This window comes from Priestia sp. USM5, from assembly GCF_058323215.1.
Window position 1 is genome coordinate 714,013 of sequence record NZ_JBSGKN010000001.1, and the last position, 22,182, is coordinate 736,194.

General features: G+C 39.4%; 23 protein-coding genes. All 23 read left to right on the forward strand.

Features of this window, described 5'->3' with window-relative positions:
- Positions 1–5: 5 nt before the first annotated feature.
- The 23 genes from ACWATA_RS03715 to ACWATA_RS03825 all read left to right on the forward strand — a co-directional run bounded on the left by ACWATA_RS03715 (position 6) and on the right by ACWATA_RS03825 (position 22,167).
- The gene (locus ACWATA_RS03715) at positions 6–647 is read left to right on the forward strand and encodes a flagellar biosynthetic protein FliO (RefSeq protein ID WP_047749903.1); all 642 of its coding nucleotides are present in this window, start codon (positions 6–8) and stop codon (positions 645–647) included.
- The gene (gene fliP, locus ACWATA_RS03720; protein WP_028411420.1) at positions 640–1,308 is read left to right on the forward strand and encodes a flagellar type III secretion system pore protein FliP; all 669 of its coding nucleotides are present in this window, start codon (positions 640–642) and stop codon (positions 1,306–1,308) included. Before ACWATA_RS03715 ends, fliP begins: the two co-directional genes overlap by 8 nt.
- Positions 1,309–1,318: 10 nt before the next feature.
- Complete coding sequence (gene fliQ / locus ACWATA_RS03725; protein WP_033579787.1) at positions 1,319–1,588, forward strand: flagellar biosynthesis protein FliQ; 270 nt, start codon at positions 1,319–1,321, stop codon at positions 1,586–1,588.
- 2 nt (positions 1,589–1,590) lie between these two features.
- Positions 1,591–2,367, forward strand: a complete 777-nt coding sequence (gene fliR / locus ACWATA_RS03730) for a flagellar biosynthetic protein FliR (RefSeq protein WP_165635191.1) — start codon at positions 1,591–1,593, stop codon at positions 2,365–2,367.
- A gap of 2 nt (positions 2,368–2,369) precedes the next feature.
- A complete protein-coding gene (gene flhB / locus ACWATA_RS03735) occupies positions 2,370–3,452 on the forward strand; it encodes a flagellar biosynthesis protein FlhB (RefSeq protein WP_165635192.1) in 1,083 nt (360 codons plus the stop codon).
- A 30-nt stretch (positions 3,453–3,482) separates the two neighbouring features.
- Positions 3,483–5,519, forward strand: coding sequence for a flagellar biosynthesis protein FlhA (gene flhA, locus ACWATA_RS03740; RefSeq protein ID WP_033579790.1), 2,037 nt, complete (start codon positions 3,483–3,485; stop codon positions 5,517–5,519).
- On the forward strand, positions 5,519–6,616 hold the full coding sequence (gene flhF, locus ACWATA_RS03745; RefSeq protein WP_155010520.1) for a flagellar biosynthesis GTPase FlhF: 1,098 nt from the start codon (positions 5,519–5,521) through the stop codon (positions 6,614–6,616). Before flhA ends, flhF begins: the two co-directional genes overlap by 1 nt.
- The gene (locus ACWATA_RS03750) at positions 6,609–7,478 is read left to right on the forward strand and encodes a MinD/ParA family protein (RefSeq protein WP_028411415.1); all 870 of its coding nucleotides are present in this window, start codon (positions 6,609–6,611) and stop codon (positions 7,476–7,478) included. The genes flhF and ACWATA_RS03750 overlap by 8 nt, the downstream gene beginning before the upstream one ends.
- A gap of 9 nt (positions 7,479–7,487) precedes the next feature.
- Positions 7,488–8,531 carry a protein-glutamate methylesterase/protein-glutamine glutaminase gene (locus ACWATA_RS03755; protein WP_033579791.1) on the forward strand — a complete coding sequence of 348 codons (1,044 nt, stop codon included), beginning with the start codon at positions 7,488–7,490 and terminating at the stop codon, positions 8,529–8,531.
- Between the two features lie 14 nt (positions 8,532–8,545).
- Positions 8,546–10,525 carry a chemotaxis protein CheA gene (locus ACWATA_RS03760; RefSeq protein WP_165635193.1) on the forward strand — a complete coding sequence of 660 codons (1,980 nt, stop codon included), beginning with the start codon at positions 8,546–8,548 and terminating at the stop codon, positions 10,523–10,525.
- Between the two features lie 30 nt (positions 10,526–10,555).
- Positions 10,556–10,984 carry a chemotaxis protein CheW gene (locus ACWATA_RS03765; RefSeq protein WP_014458457.1) on the forward strand — a complete coding sequence of 143 codons (429 nt, stop codon included), beginning with the start codon at positions 10,556–10,558 and terminating at the stop codon, positions 10,982–10,984.
- Between the two features lie 50 nt (positions 10,985–11,034).
- Positions 11,035–11,529, forward strand: coding sequence for a chemotaxis protein CheD (locus ACWATA_RS03770; protein WP_165635194.1), 495 nt, complete (start codon positions 11,035–11,037; stop codon positions 11,527–11,529).
- Between the two features lie 56 nt (positions 11,530–11,585).
- Positions 11,586–12,347, forward strand: coding sequence for a FliA/WhiG family RNA polymerase sigma factor (locus ACWATA_RS03775; protein ID WP_025750299.1), 762 nt, complete (start codon positions 11,586–11,588; stop codon positions 12,345–12,347).
- Between the two features lie 15 nt (positions 12,348–12,362).
- Positions 12,363–12,890: a hypothetical protein gene (locus ACWATA_RS03780; RefSeq protein ID WP_033579793.1), complete on the forward strand. Its 528-nt coding sequence runs from the start codon at positions 12,363–12,365 to the stop codon at positions 12,888–12,890.
- Positions 12,891–13,048: 158 nt separating this feature from the next.
- Positions 13,049–13,768, forward strand: a complete 720-nt coding sequence (gene rpsB / locus ACWATA_RS03785; protein WP_013058850.1) for a 30S ribosomal protein S2 — start codon at positions 13,049–13,051, stop codon at positions 13,766–13,768.
- 107 nt (positions 13,769–13,875) lie between these two features.
- A complete protein-coding gene (gene tsf / locus ACWATA_RS03790) occupies positions 13,876–14,757 on the forward strand; it encodes a translation elongation factor Ts (protein ID WP_013058849.1) in 882 nt (293 codons plus the stop codon).
- A 76-nt stretch (positions 14,758–14,833) separates the two neighbouring features.
- On the forward strand, positions 14,834–15,556 hold the full coding sequence (gene pyrH, locus ACWATA_RS03795) for a UMP kinase (RefSeq protein WP_028411409.1): 723 nt from the start codon (positions 14,834–14,836) through the stop codon (positions 15,554–15,556).
- Between the two features lie 2 nt (positions 15,557–15,558).
- Entirely contained in the window at positions 15,559–16,116 is a 558-nt protein-coding gene (gene frr, locus ACWATA_RS03800) for a ribosome recycling factor (protein ID WP_013058847.1), read from the forward strand.
- A gap of 134 nt (positions 16,117–16,250) precedes the next feature.
- A complete protein-coding gene (uppS, locus tag ACWATA_RS03805) occupies positions 16,251–17,033 on the forward strand; it encodes an undecaprenyl pyrophosphate synthase (protein ID WP_028411408.1) in 783 nt (260 codons plus the stop codon).
- An 18-nt stretch (positions 17,034–17,051) separates the two neighbouring features.
- A complete protein-coding gene (locus ACWATA_RS03810; RefSeq protein WP_028411407.1) occupies positions 17,052–17,843 on the forward strand; it encodes a phosphatidate cytidylyltransferase in 792 nt (263 codons plus the stop codon).
- Positions 17,844–17,878: 35 nt separating this feature from the next.
- Positions 17,879–19,027: a 1-deoxy-D-xylulose-5-phosphate reductoisomerase gene (gene dxr, locus ACWATA_RS03815; protein WP_028411406.1), complete on the forward strand. Its 1,149-nt coding sequence runs from the start codon at positions 17,879–17,881 to the stop codon at positions 19,025–19,027.
- A 78-nt stretch (positions 19,028–19,105) separates the two neighbouring features.
- The gene (rseP, locus tag ACWATA_RS03820; RefSeq protein WP_028411405.1) at positions 19,106–20,365 is read left to right on the forward strand and encodes an RIP metalloprotease RseP; all 1,260 of its coding nucleotides are present in this window, start codon (positions 19,106–19,108) and stop codon (positions 20,363–20,365) included.
- A 104-nt stretch (positions 20,366–20,469) separates the two neighbouring features.
- Positions 20,470–22,167, forward strand: coding sequence for a proline--tRNA ligase (locus ACWATA_RS03825; RefSeq protein ID WP_028411404.1), 1,698 nt, complete (start codon positions 20,470–20,472; stop codon positions 22,165–22,167).
- The last annotated feature ends 15 nt before the right edge of the window (positions 22,168–22,182 follow it).

The following is a 22,182-nucleotide window of genomic DNA, read 5'->3' on the forward strand; positions in this document are numbered from 1 at the left end:
AGACATTGCTGCGAAAGTTCGTAATTGTTGCGCTGTTAATAAGCGTATTAGCAGGATCAAATCAAATTGTCTATGCAGAAAGTGGATCTGCATCGGTAAAAGAATGTTTGGAGAAAACGGAGAAGTGTTCAGAGAGTAAGAGTACTGATTCAAAAGAAAAAACTGAACTCCAGGCGACGCCTGCGCTTTCAGCTGGAGATATCGTGAAGATGATATTCGCGTTTTTACTTGTAATTGGGCTGCTTTTTGCGCTCTTAAAATTTGTAAATAAAAAAGGAAGGCTTCTACAAAAAAATAAAGTCGTACAAAACTTGGGTGGTACAAATGTTGGAAGCAGCAAGTCTGTACAAGTAGTCAAAGTTGGAAATCAGCTTTTTGTTATTGGAGTCGGTGAAAATGTGCAGCTTCTTTCAGAAATTACAGGGCAAGAGAAACAGCAGCTGCTTACGCAGTATGAGGAACAACAGAAAAACGAGGGCGAATATAAAGTCGTACTACCGTCTTTTTTAGAAAAATTCACTTCTAAAAAAGAAGAGAAATCTAGTCATTCTTTTCAGCAGCTTTTTCAGCGAGAAATGAATGAAATGAAAATAAAAAGACAAAACGCACTGAAAGAGTTAGAAAGGAACAAAAAGAACGATGAATGAAGTTATGAATCTCTTTAACTCGAGCAGTCCTACAAATATTTCAACTTCTGTCCAGCTTTTGTTGCTGCTGACGGTGTTTTCAGTAGCTCCTGGAATTTTAATCATGATGACCTGCTTTACACGAATTGTCATTGTGCTTTCATTTGTACGTACGTCGCTTGGGACACAGCAAATGCCTCCTAATCAAGTATTAGTTGGTTTATCGCTGTTTTTAACATTTTTTATTATGGCACCAACTTTTTCTCAGGTAAATGAACAGGCGCTTCAGCCGCTTTTAAAAGAAAAAATCACGTTGAATCAAGCCTATAAAAAAGCAGCTGAACCAATGAAAGAATTTATGAGTGCTCATACAAGACAAAAAGATTTAGCTCTTTTTTTAGAATATGCGGATATAGATAAACCATCCTCTGTTCAAGATATTCCCTTAACTGCGCTCGTTCCAGCTTATGCGATCAGTGAGCTAAAGACAGCATTTCAAATTGGATTTATGATTTTTATTCCTTTTCTCATTATCGATATGATTATAGCAAGCGTGCTGATGTCTATGGGAATGATGATGCTTCCTCCCGTTATGATTTCGCTCCCATTTAAAATTTTACTATTTGTACTGGTTGACGGCTGGAATTTAGTTGTTAAATCATTATTAATAAGTTTTCAATAGGTGATAGACAATGAATGGAGAATTTGTCATTTCGTTAGCAGAAAAAGGCGTGTATACAATTTTAATTGTATCTGGTCCTCTATTACTGCTGGCCCTTGTAGTTGGGCTCATTATTAGTATTTTTCAAGCAACTACCCAAATTCAAGAGCAAACTCTTGCTTTTGTTCCTAAGATTGTAGCGGTCTTAGTAGGGATTGTATTTTTTGGTCCGTGGATGTTATCGAAAATGATTTCATTTACATATGAAATTTTTGCAAATCTGTATCGGTACGTAGGATAGCTATGAGTCAGTTGATCTTATCCTATCCCGCGTTTTTACTAGTACTAGTGCGGGTAACGTCTTTTTTCATCACTGTTCCGCTATTTTCATACAAAACGATTCCCGCAGTTCATAAGGTAGGTTTGTCTGCCTCGCTATCCGTCATTATTGCGACAACGATTGATTTACCCGTCGTTTCGTTAGATGCACAGTTTGTACTTTTAGTAGTAAAAGAATGTGCTGTTGGGTTGTGTATTGGTTTGACTGCGTATGTATTTATTATGGCTATTCAAATCGCCGGAGGTCTCATCGATTTTCAAATTGGGTTTGCCATTGCCAATGTAATAGACCCGCAGACAGGGGCGCAAAGTCCGATACTAGGTCAATATTTATATGTATTTGCTCTTCTATTTTTATTATCGACCAATGGGCATCATTTATTAATAGACGGCATTTATAATAGTTATTTAATTATTCCGTTAGACAAAGTAGCTTTCCCTGTGGGAAGCCAAGCATTTGCTACACACATCATAACTGTTTTTTCATCGATGTTTTTAGTAGCCGTTCAAATGTCTTTGCCTTTGGTTGGTTCATTATTTTTAGTCGATATCGCGCTTGGCATCGTCGCGAGAACGGTTCCGCAGTTAAATATTTTCGTAGTTGGATTTCCGGTGAAAATCATCGTTGCTTTTATTTTACTAATTGTAGTGATGGGGAGCATGTTTTATATGATGCAAATCATATTTGAACAAATGATAGAAGCGATGCGCGCGATGATCCGCATATTAGGAGGGGTGTAGCTTTGTTTTTAATAAAAGTTGATTTGCAATTTTTTGCAGGAGAAAAAACGGAAAAAGCTACACCTAAAAAAAAGCAGGACTCTCGAAAAAAAGGACAGGTAGCTAAAAGTCAAGACGTTACCACTGCGCTCATTCTTTTAATGGTTTTTCTTTATTTTTTGTTTGGAGCCAAACAATTTTTACAGCAAATGATGAAGCTGTTAAGAGAAGCTTTTCAAACGTATATGCTTGAGGAAGTGACGGCAGAGCGCGTATTTGCGATGTTTAAGCATCTTCTTCCTTCAATTGCTCTTGCAGCGGGTCCTGTCATGCTCGCAGCTTTTGTTGCTGCGCTCGGAGCGAATTATATGCAGGTTGGCATTCTTTTTTCCACGGAGTCCCTTCAGCCTAAGTTAGAAAAGATTAACCCTATTAGCGGAGCCAAACGAATTTTTGCCATGAGAGCGCTGGTAGAACTAATCAAGTCAACGCTGAAAATTATGTGTATCGGAGCCGTCACGTTTTTTATCTTATGGATTCACATAGAAGATGTATTAAATTTATCTCAAAAAAGTATAGGGGACTCGCTGGTTGTTCTGTCTAAGCTTGTTTTTCAAATGGGACTTGCAGCTTCGCTTATGCTTTTATTTTTATCGCTGCTTGATTATTTGTACCAAAAGTTTGATTTCGAGAAAAATATTCGAATGTCAAAGCAAGATATCAAAGATGAGCATAAAAACATTGAAGGAGATCCTCTAATCAAATCAAAAATAAAGCAAAAGCAGCGTGAAATGGCAATGTCTCGCATGATGCAAGAAGTTCCAAAAGCAGATGTCGTCATTACAAACCCTACTCATTATGCTATTGCTTTAAAATATGATGAAGAAAAAATGGATGCTCCCTATGTTGTAGCCAGCGGCGTAGATTTTATTGCTCAAAAGATCAAAGGAATTGCCAAAAGTCATGAAATTATCATGGTAGAGAACCGCCCGCTGGCAAGAGCGCTTTTTGATCAAACCAAAGTAGGGGATGCGGTTCCAGAAGAGTTTTTTAAAGCGGTGGCTGAAATATTAGCTTACGTATACCGCATTCAAAATAAAATGTAACGTTACGCTATTGTAAGGAGAGAAAAATTAATGTCTGCAAGAGAACTGCCAGTTGTTATAGGTGTTGTACTCATTATCGTTATGCTTGTTATTCCGTTGCCTTCATGGTTATTAAGTATTTTAATCATGATTAACATTTCTCTTGCGCTGCTTGTACTGCTCGTTTCCATGAACATGAAAGAACCTTTAGAGCTATCGGTGTTTCCGTCTTTGCTGCTGGTTCTTACGCTGTTTCGATTAGGTTTGAACGTATCGACAACCCGTTCAATTTTAGGAACAGGAGAAGCAGGCGGAGTAGTGGAAACATTTGGCCACTTCGTGATTGGTGGAAATCCGTTAGTGGGGTTTGTTGTCTTTATTATTTTAATTATCATTCAGTTTCTCGTTATTACAAAAGGAGCGGAGCGTGTTTCTGAAGTAGCCGCACGTTTTACCTTGGATGCGATGCCAGGGAAACAAATGAGCATTGATGCAGATTTAAATGCAGGTATGATTTCAGAAAAACAAGCAATTGACCGCCGTGAAAAAATTCAGCGCGAAGCAGATTTTTACGGAGCAATGGATGGAGCTAGTAAATTCGTCAAAGGTGATGCCATTGCAGGGATTGTCATTACCCTTATTAACATCTTGTTTGGAATTATTATCGGCATGCTGCAAATGGGAATGTCCATCACTGAAGCATCCCAAACGTTTACTTTGTTAACAGTAGGCGATGGATTAGTTAGTCAAATTCCAGCCCTCATGATTTCAACAGCGACGGGAATTATCGTCACGAGAGCTGCTTCAACAGGCAATTTGAGCGAAGATATTACACGGCAGCTGTTTGCTTTTCCCGTTATGCTTTATGTAACTGGAGGAACAATTGCCGCTCTTGGTTTAATCACGCCAATTAATGATGTCATTACAATGCCTATTGCTATTTTATTAGGGGTGGGAGGCTATTATTTGTCTCAGGCTAAAAATCAGGCGGTTCGTGAAGAAATGGCCCCTACTGAAGAAGAGCTAGAAGACAATGAAATGAAAAGTCCAGAGAGTGTTGTCAATCTATTAAGCGTTGATCCGATTGAATTTGAATTTGGGTATGCATTAATTCCGCTTGCTGATACGAATCAAGGAGGCGATTTACTCGATCGAATTGTTATGATTAGGCGCCAGCTGGCACTTGAGCTAGGATTAGTCATTCCAGTTGTTCGTATCAGAGATAACATTCAGCTTCAGCCCAACGAATACTGTCTTAAAATAAAGGGCAATGAAGTGGCGAAAGGGGAGCTGCTGCTCGATCACTACTTAGCAATCAGTCCCGGAATGGATGATGAATTGATTGAAGGAATTGATACGTTAGAACCAGCTTTTAAAATGCCTGCGAAATGGATTAGCGAGTCGGTGAAGGAGCAGGCTGAGATGTTTGGGTATACCGTTGTGGACCCACCGTCGGTTGTGTCTACGCACATAACAGAAGTTATAAAATCGTATGCGCATGAGCTGATTGGAAGGCAGGAGACAAAGCAACTAATTGATCACACAAAAGAAACGTATCCTATTTTAATTGAGGAAGTAACGCCTAACCCGCTTTCCGTTGGAGACATTCAAAGGGTACTGGCAAAACTTTTAAAAGAGAGCGTCTCAATTCGAAATTTACCCATTATTTTTGAGGTGCTGGCCGACTACGGAAAAATGACGTCAGACACCGATTTGTTAACTGAATATGTCAGGCAAGGACTTGCAAGGCAAATTACCAGTCAATATACGGTCCAAGAAGGTCTGCTTCGAGTTCTTACCCTTTCAGGAAAAGTTGAAAAAACGATGGCGGAAGCTGTTCAACAAACGGAGCATGGGAACTATTTATCACTAGACCCTAACGTTTCACAAGCTATTGTGGAAAGTATAGCTAAGCAAATAGAAACACTTTCTTTTCAAGAACAGTCTCCAATTGTGTTATGTTCTCCTGCAGTGAGGATGTACGTTCGTCAAATCACTGAGCGGTATTTTCCTCATATGGCGGTTTTATCATATAACGAGTTAGAAGCAAATGTTGAAGTTCAAAGTGTTGGAGTGGTGGATATCTGATGAAAGTAAAAAAATATGTAGTAGAATCTATGCCGCAAGCTATGAAAGCCATTCGTTCAGATTTAGGTGAGGAAGCGGTTATTTTACATTCGAAACAAATTCGAACAGGAGGTTTTCTTGGCTTATTTACTAAGGCGAAAATAGAAGTATTGGCAGCTGTCGATCCCGTAGAAAAGCTGAGCGTAAAGAAGAACTCAGCGCCGCCAGAACACAGTATGGAAGATAATCAATCTTTTATGAAGCAGCAGCTCAGTGAGTTAAATACTCTTGTCTCACAAATGAGTCAAATGCCAAAGGTTTCTTCAGGTTCATATCCAAAAGTAGTGGAAGATGTGCTTGCTTATTTGCGTTTGCAAGAAATAGACGAAGCTATTTTAGAAAACTTGGAGGCTCCTATGCTAGAGTACTACTACTTACATCGCCCTAACTCAAACCAACTCATGAAGTGGACGAAAAACTGGTTTACCAATCAGTTTAAAGCAAGTGAATGGAGCGGTCCTTTCAAAAAATATGTAAGTGTAGTAGGGCCAACAGGTGTCGGTAAAACAACCACTCTTGCTAAATTGGCTGCAAAGTGTGTCCTAGAACAAAATCAAAAAATAGCATTTATCACAACGGACACCTATAGAATTTCAGCGATTGAGCAGCTCAAGACGTACGCTTCGATCTTAAATGCGCCTTTAACGATTTGCTATAACGGAGAAGATTTTAAAAAAGCTTTGCTGGAAACAAAAGCATACGATGTGATTTTTATTGACACAGCAGGCCGTAACTTTTTAGAACCGCAATATGTAAATGATTTAAAGAAAATTATTACGTTTCAAGAAGATTTGCAAACGTTTCTTGTTCTAGCACTAACGTCAAAAGCATCAGATATGAAAGCTATATATGAACGTTTTGCTAGTCTCCCTGTTGATCAACTGATTTTTACGAAGCGAGATGAAACAACTCACAAAGGCTCGCTTTTAAATATGTTGTATCGTTACGGCCAACGAGCTGCTTTTACAACAAACGGGCAGGATGTACCAGAAGATGTTTCGTCATTTAAAATAGAAGAGTTTATCGACGATGTGTTTGGAGATTGGAAAGATGAATGATCAAGCAGCAGTTTTAAGAGAAAAAGTGTTAAAGAAACATCAAAACTCTTTAAGGAATTGTAAAACGATAGCCGTGTTAAGCGGAAAAGGAGGAGTTGGAAAGTCGAATCTATCATTAAACTTATCTCTTGCGCTAACGAAGCAAAAGCAAAGAGTTCTTCTTTTTGACATGGATATAGGGATGGGAAATATTGATATTTTGATTGGACAAACTGCTTCCTATACGATGGTTGATTTGCTAGAAAAAAAGCTTTCCATCCAGCAAATTATTAAAAAAGGTCCTGAAGATTTAGCTTATGTGGCTGGTGGAACGGGAATTTCCTCTGTATTTGAATGGTCTCCATCGGACCTTGCTCATTTAATACAAGAATTGAGTTCTTTGACAAATCAATACGATTACATGATTTTTGATATGGGAGCGGGCATGTCAGAGAGTGTGCTTAAGTTTTTAAAAGCTGTAGATGAAATGATCGTGGTCACAACACCCGAACCTACATCTATCACAGATGCTTACGCTGCTATTAAGCTAGCAGCTTCCTATTCTGTATCAGCACCGGTTCGTCTTATTATTAACAAAACGCTTTCTGACAAAGAAGGAAATGAGACGTATGAACGATTTAACCGAGCTGTTCAGCAGTTTTTGAACATATCTATTTCTCTATTAGGTATTGTGCCAAACGATCAAGCTGTCCAGAAAGCGGTCAATCGCCAAATGCCTTTTTTGCTTCAAAACCCAACATCTAAAGCAAGTGTATCACTAATAGAAATGGTGAATATTCTTATTCCTCAAGACAATAGGATAACGGCTAAAAACGAGGGAATGTTTATTCGGCGCCTCAAACGATTTTTTCTTGAAAGGTAGGAAATGAGAGTGAATGAAATAAAGGTGCTTATTGTAGATGATTCTGCATTTATGCGAAAGCTAATCGGCGATTTTTTAGCATGTGACAGTCGTTTTCACGTTGTGGGTACCGCACGTAACGGTGAAGAAGGGTTGAAAAAAGCGCTCGAGCTGTCGCCAGACATTGTGACACTCGATATCGAAATGCCTAAAATGAATGGCTTAGATATGTTAAAGCAGCTTATGCGTGTGAAGCCCCTTCCTGTTGTCATGTTATCGAGTACAACAATAGAAGGGGCTGAAAATACGCTGACCGCTATGCAGTACGGCGCAGTTGATTTTGTTGCTAAACCTTCGGGAGCTATTTCGCTGGACTTACATAAAGTGAAAGATGAGCTTATCTCTAAACTATTGCTTGCTAGTAAAGCCAACATATCTTCAAGCAGTCATCAGCACGTGCAAAACAGAAGTGTATATAACCTCCCGATGGGGACGAAAGTGAACAAAATGATTTGTATTGGCACTTCTACTGGAGGACCGCGTGCGCTGCAAGAAGTATTATCAACTGTTTCAAAAGACATACACGCACCTATTTTTATTGTGCAACATATGCCTCCAAATTTCACAAAATCATTAGCGGTTAGACTAGATCAGCTAGCTGATATTGAAGTGAAAGAAGCACAAGACAATGAAATCGCGCGCTCAGGATGTGCGTACATTGCGCCTGGAGGTTTTCATATGACGGTTGTAGAGAAAGAAGGACAGCTCAGCATTTGTTTAGACACTTCTTCACCTGTAAAGGGACATCGCCCCTCAGTGGATCGTTTGTTTCAGTCGATTAGTAAAATTTCAGGTTATCAAAAACTTGCTATTGTGTTGACGGGAATGGGGGCGGATGGAACGGAAGGCATTATTGATTTAAAGAAAAATAAAGACGCGCTTATATTGGCTGAATCTAAAGAAACAGCTGTCATTTATGGGATGCCCAAATCAGCTGTTTCTACAAAGCTTGTTGATTATATTGAACCGCTGCGAAACGTTGGAAGCTTTATTTCTCGCTACGCACAGAAATAGGAGGGAAAGTTACGATGGATATGAATCAATATCTAGAAGTGTTTATTGAAGAAAGCAAGGAACATCTTCAAAACGTTAACGACCAGCTAATGCGTTTTGAAAAAAATACCGATGATCTTGGTTATGTAAATGAAATTTTTCGGTCTGCTCATACGTTAAAAGGTATGTCTGCAACAATGGGATTTGATGATTTAGCACAATTAACTCACAAAATGGAAAACGTGCTAGATGCCGTTCGAAATCATCAAATCGACGCTCACACGGAAGTTCTTGATGCTTTGTTTGAATCAGTCGATGCGCTAGAAATAATGGTTCAATCTATTTCTGAAGGCGGCGATGGTCAGCTTGATGTCAAATTGCTTGTTCAAAAGCTGCAGCGTATTGTAGCAGAGGAACCCGCAGCAGAGCATGCGGCTTCTTCTATTGAGTATGATGAGTTCGTACAAACGCTGCTCAGTCAAACAGCAGGGCAAGGATTTAATGCGTTTGAAATAACCGTACAGCTCGAACGCACCTGTCTGTTAAAAGCTGCGCGTGCATATATGGTATTTGATGTGTTAGAGCAAGTGGGAGACGTCATTAAGTCAGCGCCAACTGTTCAAGATATCGAACAAGAAAAATTTGAATCATCTTTTATCGTTATATTAGTAACAAGCGAATCGCAAGAAAAGCTGAAAGCGAGCATTATGGAGGTCTCTGAAGTAGAAAGCGTGAAAATTGCTGCGGTCCCCATAAAAAAGGAGACAGAAATGCAGGAGCTTGTTTCACAAGAAGAAGCAGCAGCTATACAGGAAGTTACTGTGTCAGCACCTTCTAAATCGCCTGTTGAAGAGAAAAGACAGCTCTCAAATAACAAGACGATTCGAGTCAATATTGACCGTTTGGACAGTCTCATGAACTTGTTTGAAGAACTAGTTATTGATAGAGGCAGGTTAGAACAAATATCAAAAGAATTGAATAATAGCGAATTAGACGAAACGGTAGAGCGGATGTCCCGTATTTCTGGAGATTTGCAAACGATTATTTTAAATATGCGTATGGTGCCTGTAGAAACCGTTTTTAATCGGTTTCCCCGTATGGTGAGACAGCTTTCAAAAGATTTAGGGAAACAAATTGAACTTCAAATTGTCGGAGCTGATACAGAGTTGGACCGGACCGTCATTGATGAAATTGGAGATCCGCTTGTTCACTTATTAAGAAATGCCGTTGACCACGGAATTGAAATGCCTCAAGCACGCTTAAAGAACGGAAAGAATGAAAAGGGAACGATTCGCCTTAAAGCTTATCATAGCGGAAATCATGTCTTTATTGATTTAGAAGATGACGGGGCGGGCATCAATCGTGAAAAGGTACTGCAAAAAGCGTTAGATCGAGGAATTATCGATGGGAAAACTGCTGAAACGCTGACGGATAAACAAGTGTACGAGCTCATTTTCGCTTCGGGCTTTTCGACGGCTGAACAAATTTCAGATGTTTCCGGACGAGGAGTAGGTCTAGATGTCGTGAAAAACACGATTGAATCGCTAGGGGGTTCTGTAACGATCGATTCTAACGAAGGATACGGTTCGCGTTTTTCTATTCAACTGCCGCTCACTCTGTCTATCATTTCTGCTTTACTCGTGCAAATGAGTGAAGAGCGCTATGCCTTGCCGCTTTCTTCGATTATTGAAACAGCTATTGTTCAGCCGAAAGAGGTCATGCATGTACATGGTCAAAAGGTTATTGACTTTCGAGGAGCCATTATTCCTCTTATTGATTTAAAAGAACTATTTACTGTGCCTAACTCGGTACAAAGAGATCATTATTCCGTCGTTATTGTGAAAAAAGGAGAAAAGACCGCCGGGCTAATTGTTGATTCTTTTATCGGTCAGCAGGAAATCGTTTTAAAATCTTTAGGTCATTATCTGCCGGGTGTATTTGCTATTTCAGGAGCCACGATTTTAGGCGATGGACAAGTAGCACTTATCATTGATTGCAACGCTTTGATCAAATAACAAATGCTGTAAAAAGAAAGGGAGAAAGGCATGAAAATTATTGTGTTTCAATTGGGGGACGAGGAGTACGGAATTTCAGTAGAAGAAGTGCAATCGATTGAAAAGATTCAGCACATAACACGCGTTCCTGGAGTAAAAGAATATGTAAAAGGTGTTATTAATCTTCGCGGTGTTATTACACCGATTATTGATTTGCGCACTCGTTTTAACTTACAAGAACAGCTTAACCATGAGCTGACACGTATTATTATGGTTCGTCTTAATGATGTAGAAGCAGGTTTGATTGTGGATGCGGCAAATGATGTAGTAGACATTGATGAAAAAACGATTGCTTCAGTGCCTGAAACAGTTGAAGGAACAGCTGTAGAATACTTGAACGGAGTTGTTAAAGTAGATAGCCGTTTAATTGTTCTTCTAAATTTACCTAAAGTGCTCTCTTTAGAAGACCACCTCCAGTGAGCCAAGCGAATAATGGATATCACGCTGAAGTTTGTAGGAGTTGAAGAATCGTGAGAGATGATAAACAAGTGATTAAGGTAGGAATTGCCGAGATGAATGTTACACATGCACCCGCAGTGCTTCGAACAACGGGATTAGGGTCATGTGTAGGAGTTGTCGTTTACGACTCTGTTCACTCAGTAGCTGGGCTCGCTCATGTAATGCTTCCCGATTCAAGCGGGGCTAAATGTCCTTTTAATAGAGCTAAATATGCAGATACAGCTATTTTTGATTTGATAAATATGTTGATTAAACAAGGTGCACATAGAAGATTATTAAAAGCAAAAATAGCAGGGGGCGCACAGATGTTTCAATTGGAACCAAGAAATGATGTGATGCGAATTGGCCTTCGAAATGTTCAAGCAGTGGAGAGAGAACTGCATAGAAACAGTGTAGAAATTGCAGCAAAAGCTACAGGAGGACACAACGGACGCACAATTGAATTTGATCCTCAAACGGCTATTTTAAAGGTTCGTACGATTAATGAAGGGATAAAAACGATATAAAGCGCGCTCTTACCGTTGACCGTTTAATAGCGCTATAAAAAGGAGTTGAAAGACCCTTGAAAAGTATACAAGAAGTTGAAGAACATAAAATTTGGCAGGAATGGATAGAGACGAGAGACTCCCATGCGGGAAACATGCTTGTTAAAAAGTATATGCCGCTTGTTAACTATCACGTTCAGCGGATTAGTGTAGGGCTGCCGAAGAATATTCATAAAGAAGAGCTTCGTAGTTTAGGATTAATCGGCCTTTACGATGCTTTGGAAAAGTTTGATTACGGTAGAGACTTAAAGTTTGATACATATGCGTCTTTTCGAATTCGAGGGGCGATAATAGACGGGCTTCGTAAAGAAGATTGGTTATCAAGAAGCGCAAGGGAAAAGACGAAAAGAATTGAGCAAGCAACAGAAGCACTTGAACAAAGATACTTGCGCAGAGTTGCACCAAGTGAGGTTGCAAAAGAAGTAGGCATGACAGAAGCAGATGTTGTTCATACAATGAATGAAGGCTTCTTAGCTAACGTTTTGTCAATGGAAGAACAGCCAAAAGAGTATGAAGATGGAGAGCAAAAATACACGATTAAAGATGAAAAAACGCTCTCTCCTGAAGAGGAGCTAATTAACGACGAACGATATCAAGAGCTCGCTGAAGTTATCGAGCAGCTAAATGAAAAAGAGCAGCTTGTTGTTTCATTATTTTATAAAGAGGAGTTGACTTTCACAGAGATCGCGCAGCTGTTAGGGCTATCCACTTCACGCATTTCTCAAATTCATTCGAAAGCGCTGTTTAAAATGCGTACGAGTTTAAGCAAAATAATTTAACAAAGAGGTAAAGTGATGGGGTTTTTACTCACAGTTAGTTTTTTAATTCATGGTCTATCACTGTTTTGCATTATTCTTTTATATATGCAAGTGACCAAAGTGAAAAGGATTGAACGCTTGCACCAGCAAAATATAAATAAAATGGAAGCTGCAATGAGTTCATATCTCGCTGAATTTCAGGAACAAAACGAGCAGTTTTTACGGCAGCTTCGTGAGCGTTCAACTTCGCTTTCTTCCGAAATGGAAGAAAGCAGCGCCAAATCACCTTTGGTAGATGAAGAAGACGTGCCTGTTCAAAGGGTGGATCTAAAAAGTGAGCCTTCCCAGTCGCTGCATGAACTTCTCTCTATAGAAGAAAATCAGAAACATATAAGCACATCTTTTGATGAATTAACTACAGACCAAATTCAAGATTTGTCAGGTGAAGAGATAAAAGAATTTTCTGTTTATTTAAAGGGAAAAGGTTTAACAATTGAAGAAATTGCAAAACATTTACACAGAGGGAAAACTGAAATTGAATTATTATTGAAATTTCATCAATAAACTTAATGAAACGCTTGCTTGTGAAAAAGGAGTATGCTATATTAGTTTTTGGTGTTATTACACACGCTTGTTGATTCGGTTGATGGTGCTACTTTTTGTAGTTTCGGCTGAAGATGATATAAGCGGAGGAGACTTAAAACCATTAGGAGGAAAAACACATGTCAGTAATTTCAATGAAACAATTACTAGAAGCTGGTGTACATTTCGGTCACCAAACTCGCCGTTGGAACCCAAAAATGAAGAAATATATCTTCACTGAGCGTAACGGCATCTACATTATCGATCTTCAAAAAACAGTTAAGAAAGTAGAAGAAGCGTACAAATTCGTTAAAGAATTAGCTGCAGACGGCGGTACTGTTTTATTCGTAGGTACGAAAAAACAAGCTCAAGATTCTGTTAAAGAAGAAGCAGCTCGCGCTGGTATGTACTTTGTTAACCAACGTTGGTTAGGTGGTACATTAACTAACTTCTCAACTATCCAAAAACGTATCAAACGTTTAAAAGATATCGAAAAAATGCAAGAAGACGGTACTTTCGAAGTACTACCTAAGAAAGAAGTAGTTCAACTTAAAAAAGAGTTAGAGCGTCTTGAAAAATTCTTAGGCGGCATTAAAGATATGAAACAACTTCCAGATGCATTATTCATCATTGACCCTCGTAAAGAGCGTATTGCAGTAGCGGAAGCTAAAAAATTACACATTCCAATCGTTGGTATCGTAGACACTAACTGTGATCCAGACGAAATTGATTATGTAATCCCTGCAAACGATGATGCAATTCGTGCTGTTAAACTTTTAACTTCTAAAGTTGCTGATGCTATTCTAGAAGCTAAACAAGGTGAAGAAACAGCAGTTGAAACTGAAACAACTACTGCTTAATTCCGTGAAAGGTGATAAGAGGGAATAGCCTTTTATCACCTTTTTTTGAAAAGATTTAACCCATTTATATACATTAATTACATACCCAAACAAGGAGGCTACACATTATGGCAATTACTGCTCAAATGGTAAAAGAACTACGTGAAAAAACAGGCGCTGGTATGATGGATTGTAAAAAAGCGTTAACTGAAACTAACGGTGATATGGAGCAAGCAATCGATTTCTTACGTGAAAAAGGTATTGCAAAAGCTGCTAAAAAATCAGACCGTATTGCTGCTGAAGGTCTAACTTACATCGAAACTCAAGGTAACGAAGCTGTTATCTTAGAAGTTAACTCTGAAACTGATTTCGTTGCGAAAAACGAAGGTTTCCAAAAACTAACAAAAGAATTAGCTGCTCACATCTTAGCTAACAAACCAGCTGACGCTGCTGAAGCTGCTACTCAAAAAATGGAAAACGGTGCAACTGTTGAAGAACACATCAACTCTGCAATCGCTACAATCGGAGAAAAATTATCTCTACGTCGTTTCGCTGTAGCAACAAAAACTGATGCTGATGCATTCGGTGCTTACCTACATGCTGGCGGACGTATCGGTGTGTTAACAGTATTATCTGGTACAACTGAAGAAGCTGTTGCAAAAGACGTTGCTATGCACATCGCTGCAATCAACCCTAAATACATCTCTCGTGACCAAGTTTCTGCTGAAGAAACTGAGCGTGAGCGCGAAGTATTGACTCAACAAGCATTAAACGAAGGCAAACCAGAAAAAATCGTTGCAAAAATGGTTGAAGGTCGCCTTGGCAAATTCTTCGAAGATATTTGCTTACTAGATCAAACATTTGTTAAAAATCCTGATCAAAAAGTACGTCAGTTCGTTGAGAGCAAAGGCGCTACTGTTGAAAGCTTCGTTCGTTTTGAAGTAGGAGAAGGTATTGAGAAACGTCAAGACAACTTCGCTGAAGAAGTAATGAACCAAGTTAAAAAGTAAGGGTTTGACCGTATAGGGAACACTGTGTGTTCCCTTTTTTACAAAAGAGATCTCACCGTTAACGATGGAGGTAAGCATGAGTCAAGCAAAATATAATCGTATCGTATTAAAGTTAAGTGGAGAAGCATTAGCTGGTGAAGATGGTTTTGGTATTAACCCATCCATCATCAAATCTGTTGCTGAACAAGTAAAAGCCGTTTATGAATTAGGTGTGGAAATTGCTGTAGTCGTTGGTGGTGGAAACATTTGGCGTGGTAAAATTGGTAGTGAAATGGGTATGGATCGTGCAGCTGCTGATTATATGGGAATGCTAGCAACAGTAATGAACTCGCTGGCTCTTCAAGATAGCTTAGAGAACATTGGTGTGCAAACACGAGTTCAGACTTCTATCGAGATGAGACAAGTAGCAGAGCCTTATATTAGAAGAAAAGCTGTTCGACATCTTGAGAAAAAACGCGTTGTTATTTTCGCTGCGGGTACAGGAAACCCTTATTTCTCTACAGATACAACAGCAGCTTTGCGTGCAGCTGAAATCGAAGCTGACGTTATCTTAATGGCTAAAAACAACGTAGATGGCGTTTATAATGCAGATCCTAAGCTTGTACCTGATGCTGTAAAATATGAAACATTAACATATATTGATGTTTTAAAAGATGGACTAGCTGTTATGGATTCTACAGCTTCTTCATTATGTATGGACAACGATATTCCGCTAATTGTTTTCTCAATTACGGAAGAAGGCAATATTAAACGTGCCGTTACAGGCGAAAACATTGGAACAATTGTAAAGGGGAAATAAACATGCCAAAACAAGTGTTGCAAAACGCAAAAGAAAGAATGGAAAAAGCAATTCAATCATTTAGCCGCGAACTAGCATCAATTCGCGCTGGACGTGCAAGCGCGTCACTTCTTGACCGCGTAACGGTAGAATACTACGGTGCACCAACACCGATTAACCAATTGGCGCAAGTAAGCGTACCGGAAGCTCGTATGCTTGTTATTCAGCCTTATGACAAATCACAAATTGGTGAAGTTGAAAAAGCTATTTTAAAATCTGATTTAGGATTAACACCTACAAGCGATGGAACTATTATCCGTTTATCGATTCCTGCTTTAACGGAAGAGCGTCGTCGTGAGTTAGTGAAAATGGTTAAAAAATATGCTGAAGAAGCAAAAGTTGCGGTTCGTAACGTACGCCGTGATGCAAACGATGATTTCAAAAAGTTAGAGAAAAAAGGTGAAATTACTGAAGACGATCTACGTGGCTACAGTGATGACATTCAAAAACTAACAGATGACCATATCGTAAAAGTGGATAAAGTGGCAAAAGATAAAGAAGAAGAAATTATGGCAGTTTAAGTCATTTCAAGGTAAAATATATTGTAAAAGACCCTCTATTGTTTACAGGGGGTTTTTTTGTTAATAATGTGTAGTAAGAAAAAACTCACATAAGCTACACGTTTATGTGAGAGCGTACAACGGGGGACCTTTGCATGTTAAGAAAATTTCAAGCATGGAAGAAAAGTCAAGATTTAAATACACTGTCTTTGTCAGAACGAAAAGATCAAGTGAAACAGCACCCTGTTCCTGAACATATTGCAATTATTATGGATGGGAACGGTCGTTGGGCGCAAAAACGAGCTCTTCCTCGCATGATGGGCCATCATGAAGGAATGAAAGTAGTACGTCATGTGACCAGACTGGCCAATGAATTAGGTGTTAAAGTATTAACTTTATATGCATTTTCCACTGAAAATTGGAAGCGCCCCAAAACTGAAGTTGAGTTTTTAATGAAACTGCCAGAGGAATTTTTAACAACCTTTTTGCCTGAGCTAATTGAAAAAAATGTGCAAGTTCGTATTATGGGAGATAAAAGTGAGCTCCCTGCCCATACGATTCGAGCCGTGGATAAGGCAATTGAAAAAACAAAGCATAACACGGGGATGATTTTAAACTTCGCGCTTAATTACGGTAGCCGTCACGAAATTGTGGGCGCTATTCGGTCATTGGCAGAAGATGTAGAACAGGGAAAAGTGGCTTCCTCTTCTATTTCAGAAAATTTATTTTCTTCCTATTTAATGAGCAAAAGCCTTCCAGATCCGGATTTGCTTATTCGCACAAGTGGTGAGCTTCGCTTAAGTAACTTTATGCTTTGGCAGCTAGCGTACACAGAGTTTTGGTTTACAAAAGTATTATGGCCAGATTTTAAAGAAAATCATTTAATCGAAGCAGTCGAGGCGTTTCAAAAGCGCGGTCGCCGCTTTGGTGGTGTATAAGAAGGTGTGGAAAACAAGATGAAACAGCGCATTATCACCGCGATTGTAGCACTTGCGGTATTTGTGCCGATTGTTTTAATTGGAGGGTTACCTTTTACCCTTATCATGTATGTGATCGGAACAGTTGGTGTAATTGAGCTTTTAAAGATGAAACATTTGAAAGCAATGTCTTTTCCAAGTATCATTAGTTTATTACTAACTTGGGTGTTTTTACTACCAAACGGAAGAGATGTTGCATTTCAATTCTTAAGTGAACATAAGATAGAAGTAGCGCTTGCTGCTGTCCTTCTTTTATTAATGTACACGGTTGTAGTTAAAAATAAATTTACCTTCGATGACGTTGGGTTTATTTTATTAACAACAGTATATGTTGGCTTTGGCTTTCATTATTTTATCGAGGTTCGTCAAGAGTTCGGGTTAGCTTATTTGTTCTTTGCTTTCCTTATTATTTGGGCGACGGATTCCGGAGCTTATTTTATTGGACGAGCAATGGGGAAGCGAAAGCTATGGCCGGAAATCAGTCCCAATAAAACAATTGAAGGTTTTGTTGGTGGCGTCGTATGCGCTATTATAGTAGCCGTTGTATTTAAGCTGTTAGCAAATATTGATCAAACTATGATCGAGCTACTTGTAATTGGTATTATCGTATCGTTATTTGGACAGATGGGTGATCTTGTACAATCAGCGTTCAAACGTCACTATGGCGTAAAAGATTCAGGGAAAATTTTACCGGGTCATGGTGGGATTTTAGACCGTTTTGACAGTTTAATGTTCATCATGCCAATTTTAGCTTTTTTATTATCTCTATAAAAAAGATGTCTTTGTTTTAATAGGAGTGAATATACTTGAAGAAAATTTCCTTGTTAGGAGCTACAGGTTCAATCGGTACTCAAACCGTTGATATTGTTCGAGCGCATCCTGAGCATTTTGAGCTCTCAGCAATCTCTGTAGGTCGAAATATTAACGAAGCAAGAAAGATTATTCAGCAGTGTAAGCCAGCCCTTGTTTCTGTAATGAAGAAAGAAGATTGTCTGTCACTGCAAGCAGAATTCCCTTCTATTCGATTTGTTTATGGAGAAGAAGGACTTGTGGAAGTAGCAACTGATCCTTCTACAGAAGTGTTGGTAAACGCTGTTCTTGGAAGTGTAGGGTTGACTCCTACGCTAGAAGCAATCAAAATGAGAAAAACAATTGCTATTGCAAATAAGGAGACACTTGTTACCGCTGGTCACCTTGTCATGGAAGCAGCCAAGGAATATGGCGCTGATATTTTACCGGTAGACAGTGAGCATTCAGCTATTTTTCAAAGTTTGCAAGGGCAAGATCAAAAAGCAATAGACCGTTTAATTTTAACGGCTTCTGGAGGGAGCTTTCGAGATAAGACGAGAGCAGAACTACAGGGAGTAACGGTTGAAGATGCGTTAAATCATCCAAACTGGTCAATGGGAGCTAAAATTACAATTGATTCGGCAACGATGATGAATAAGGGACTAGAAGTGATTGAAGCACATTGGCTTTTTGATCTTCCCTATGAGAAAATTGATGTATTGTTACATAAGGAAAGCATCATTCATTCTATGGTAGAGTATTCTGATACAAGCGTTATTGCTCAGCTTGGAACGCCCGATATGCGCGTGCCAATTCAATACGCGTTAACGTATCCAAGACGCATGTCTTTGCCTGACACCAAGCGTTTAAGTTTGGCGGATATTGGTCAGCTTCACTTCGCTAAAATGGATGAAGAGCGTTTTCGCTGTTTAGCTTTTGCATTTGAGGCTGGCAAAGCGGGTGGAACACTTCCGACTGTTTTAAATGCAGCTAATGAAGAAGCTGTTCAAGCCTTTCTAGATGGTCACATTACATTTTTACAAATTGAAGATGTGATTGAAAAAGCAATGAATGAACATACTGTAATACAGAAACCTTGTTTATCTACTATTAAAGAAGTAGATTTAGAAGCAAGAGAGTTTGTTAGATCCGCCATCTCTCGATAATGTGCGTGCGAGAGAAGCCACTCCCTTATTTTTGGTGGGTGGAGGTTTGACTCTATTACATGAAGGGGGTAATACCCATTGAACACAGTCATTGCGTTTGTCGTCATTTTTGGAGCTCTTGTATTCTTTCATGAGCTTGGTCATTTAGTTTTTGCAAAGCGTGCAGGCATCTTATGCCGTGAGTTTGCCATTGGGTTTGGTCCCAAAATCTTTTCATTTAAACGAGATGAAACAGTTTATACCATTCGCTTACTGCCTCTAGGTGGATTTGTTCGAATGGCTGGAGAAGACCCGGAAATGATTGAAGTTAAGCCTGGTCAAATGGTGGGCCTCATGTTTGATAAGGAAGGCAAAGTAAATAAAGTCATTATTAATAACAAGGAACAGCATCCAAATGCAAAAGTTATTGAGGTAGAGCAAGCAGACTTAGAGCATAATCTATTTATTTCAGGTTATGAAGAAGGTGAAGATGAACATCTGCAAAAATTCGAGGTAGCAGAAGAATCTTACTTTGTTATGGACGGAGAAGACATTCAAATTGCACCTTACAGCCGTCAGTTTGCTTCCAAAACTCTTGGTCAACGTGCGCTAGCCATTTTCGCTGGTCCGCTAATGAACTTTATATTAGCCTTTGTTATTTTTATCGTTCTTGGGATTTCTCAAGGATATGTTGTTGACAAACCTGTGATGGGCAAATTAACATCAGATGGAGTAGCCGTTGATGCGGGACTTAAACAAGGAGATAAAGTTCAAGCAATTGATGGACAAAGTGTTTCAACGTGGGATGATGTCGTAAAAGTAATTCAAAAACATCCTGAACAGCAAATTACATTCACGGTTCAGCGCGGCGGCAAAACCTTAGATATTCCAATTACACCTGAAAGCCGCAAGGTTGGGGAACAGACAATTGGATTAATTGGCGTATATGCACCGGTTGAAAAGTCATTCATTGGTTCGATCACGCACGGAGCTACTGAAACATATACGTGGATGAAAGAAATCTTAACGGGCCTTGGGAAGCTTGTGACAGGACAGTTCAAACTGGATATGCTTTCTGGTCCTGTAGGTATTTACGCAGCAACCGATCAAGTAGCACAGTCAGGCATTTATTACCTAATGAAATGGGCAGCCGTTTTAAGTATTAACTTAGGGATTGTCAATTTGCTTCCACTTCCTGCTTTAGATGGAGGACGACTATTATTCTTCGCTGTAGAAGGAATTCGCGGTAAGCCAATTGATCGTCAAAAAGAAGGGATTGTTCATTTTATCGGTTTTGCTTTATTAATGCTGCTGATGCTCGTTGTAACGTGGAACGATATTCAAAAGTTCTTTTTATAAGACATACGCTCAGCGAGGGATATTCCCTCGCTGATTATATGAAAATTGCGGCATGGTCCGCCTTAAAAAATAAGATAGAGAAGTAAGCAAAGAGGTGCGAGGTTATGAGACAAAGTTCTACATTGATTCCTACATTAAGAGAAGTGCCAGCTGATGCGGATATAAAAAGCCATCAGCTTCTACTGCGCGCAGGTTATATGCGCCAAAATGCAAGCGGCGTGTACAGCTTTTTACCGCTTGGTAAGCGTGTATTGCAAAAAGTTGAACAAATTGTTCGTGAAGAGATGGACCGTGCAGGTTCTGTCGAATTATTGATGCCTGCTTTACAACAAGCTGAATTGTGGCAAGAGTCTGGCCGCTGGTATTCATATGGGCCTGAGTTAATGCGTATGAAAGATCGTCACGGCCGTGAATTTGCTTTGGGAGCAACACACGAAGAAGTTATCACAAGCTTGCTTCGTGACGAAGTGAAGTCATACAAACGTTTACCGCTAAATTTATATCAAATTCAAACGAAGTTCCGCGATGAAAAACGTCCACGCTTTGGCTTATTACGCGGTCGTGAATTTATTATGAAAGATGCATATTCGTTTCATGCTTCTCAAGAAAGTTTAGATGAAGTGTATGATAAAATGTTTGCTGCCTACAGCCGCATCTTTGAGCGCTGCGGATTAAATTTCCGTGCGGTTATCGCTGATTCAGGTGCAATGGGCGGAAAAGATACGCATGAATTTATGGTTCTTTCTGAAATCGGGGAAGATACAATTGCTTATTCAGATACATCTTCTTATGCAGCAAATGTTGAAATGGCACCGGTTGTAAATACGTATGAAAAATCAGATGAAGCTGAAAAAGAATTAACAAAAGTGGAAACACCAAATCAGCATAGCATTGAAGACGTAGCTGCTTTCTTAAATGTTGAAGCGACTTCTTGTATCAAGTCCCTTTTATTTAAAGTAGATGATCGTTTTGTGCTTGTACTTGTTCGCGGGGATCACGAAGTAAACGATATTAAAGTGAAAAACTATTTTGAAGCTTCCGTCGTTGAACTGGCAACTCCAGAAGAAACAAAAGAAGCATTAAAATGCGCAGTTGGTTCGGTAGGACCGATTGGTGTAAGTGATTCAGTAGAAGTGGTAGCTGATCATGCGGTAAAAGCAATCGTTAACGGTGTATGCGGAGCAAATGAAGAAGGTTATCACTATACAAATGTGAATGAACGTAACTTTAATGCAACTTACGAAGATTTCCGCTTCATCCAAGAAGGAGATCAGTCACCGGATGGACAAGGTGTTATTAAGTTCGCTAAAGGTATTGAAGTCGGACATGTCTTTAAGCTAGGAACTCGCTACAGTGAAGCGATGGGAGCAACGTATCTAGATGAGAACGGACGCAGCCAGCCAATGATTATGGGTTGCTATGGTATCGGTGTTTCTCGTACAGTAGCTGCGATTGCAGAACAATTCAATGATGAAAACGGTCTTCTATGGCCAGAGGCTGTTACGCCTTATCAAGTGCACGTTATTCCAGTTAACGTGAAAAATGATGAACAGCGTGAACTAGGTGAGAAATTATATAATGAGTTATTAGATAATCGCTTTGAAGTGCTGTTAGATGACCGCCAAGAGCGTGCAGGAGTAAAATTTGCAGATTCAGATTTAATTGGTCTTCCTGTTCGAGTAACAGTTGGTAAACGTGCATCTGAAGGAATTGTAGAAGTAAAAGTACGGAAAACTGGGGAGTCACTAGAAGTGTCAGTTGACAATCTTGTTTCAACAGTGAAAGAACTGCTAGCGAAGTAATGAAGCAGCGGGGAT

Excerpts from the sequence above, each read along its gene's own strand:
- fliP (WP_028411420.1), top strand. The coding sequence starts at position 640 with ATGAATGAAGTTATGAATCTCTTTAACTCGAGCAGTCCTACAAATATT.
- fliQ (WP_033579787.1), top strand. The coding sequence starts at position 1,319 with ATGAATGGAGAATTTGTCATTTCGTTAGCAGAAAAAGGCGTGTATACA.
- fliR (WP_165635191.1), top strand. The coding sequence starts at position 1,591 with ATGAGTCAGTTGATCTTATCCTATCCCGCGTTTTTACTAGTACTAGTG.
- flhA (WP_033579790.1), top strand. The coding sequence starts at position 3,483 with ATGTCTGCAAGAGAACTGCCAGTTGTTATAGGTGTTGTACTCATTATC.
- flhF (WP_155010520.1), top strand. The coding sequence starts at position 5,519 with ATGAAAGTAAAAAAATATGTAGTAGAATCTATGCCGCAAGCTATGAAA.
- ACWATA_RS03750 (WP_028411415.1), top strand. The coding sequence starts at position 6,609 with ATGAATGATCAAGCAGCAGTTTTAAGAGAAAAAGTGTTAAAGAAACAT.
- ACWATA_RS03760 (WP_165635193.1), top strand. The coding sequence starts at position 8,546 with ATGGATATGAATCAATATCTAGAAGTGTTTATTGAAGAAAGCAAGGAA.
- ACWATA_RS03765 (WP_014458457.1), top strand. The coding sequence starts at position 10,556 with ATGAAAATTATTGTGTTTCAATTGGGGGACGAGGAGTACGGAATTTCA.
- ACWATA_RS03780 (WP_033579793.1), top strand. The coding sequence starts at position 12,363 with ATGGGGTTTTTACTCACAGTTAGTTTTTTAATTCATGGTCTATCACTG.
- rpsB (WP_013058850.1), top strand. The coding sequence starts at position 13,049 with ATGTCAGTAATTTCAATGAAACAATTACTAGAAGCTGGTGTACATTTC.
- tsf (WP_013058849.1), top strand. The coding sequence starts at position 13,876 with ATGGCAATTACTGCTCAAATGGTAAAAGAACTACGTGAAAAAACAGGC.
- pyrH (WP_028411409.1), top strand. The coding sequence starts at position 14,834 with ATGAGTCAAGCAAAATATAATCGTATCGTATTAAAGTTAAGTGGAGAA.
- frr (WP_013058847.1), top strand. The coding sequence starts at position 15,559 with ATGCCAAAACAAGTGTTGCAAAACGCAAAAGAAAGAATGGAAAAAGCA.
- uppS (WP_028411408.1), top strand. The coding sequence starts at position 16,251 with ATGTTAAGAAAATTTCAAGCATGGAAGAAAAGTCAAGATTTAAATACA.
- ACWATA_RS03810 (WP_028411407.1), top strand. The coding sequence starts at position 17,052 with ATGAAACAGCGCATTATCACCGCGATTGTAGCACTTGCGGTATTTGTG.
- ACWATA_RS03825 (WP_028411404.1), top strand. The coding sequence starts at position 20,470 with ATGAGACAAAGTTCTACATTGATTCCTACATTAAGAGAAGTGCCAGCT.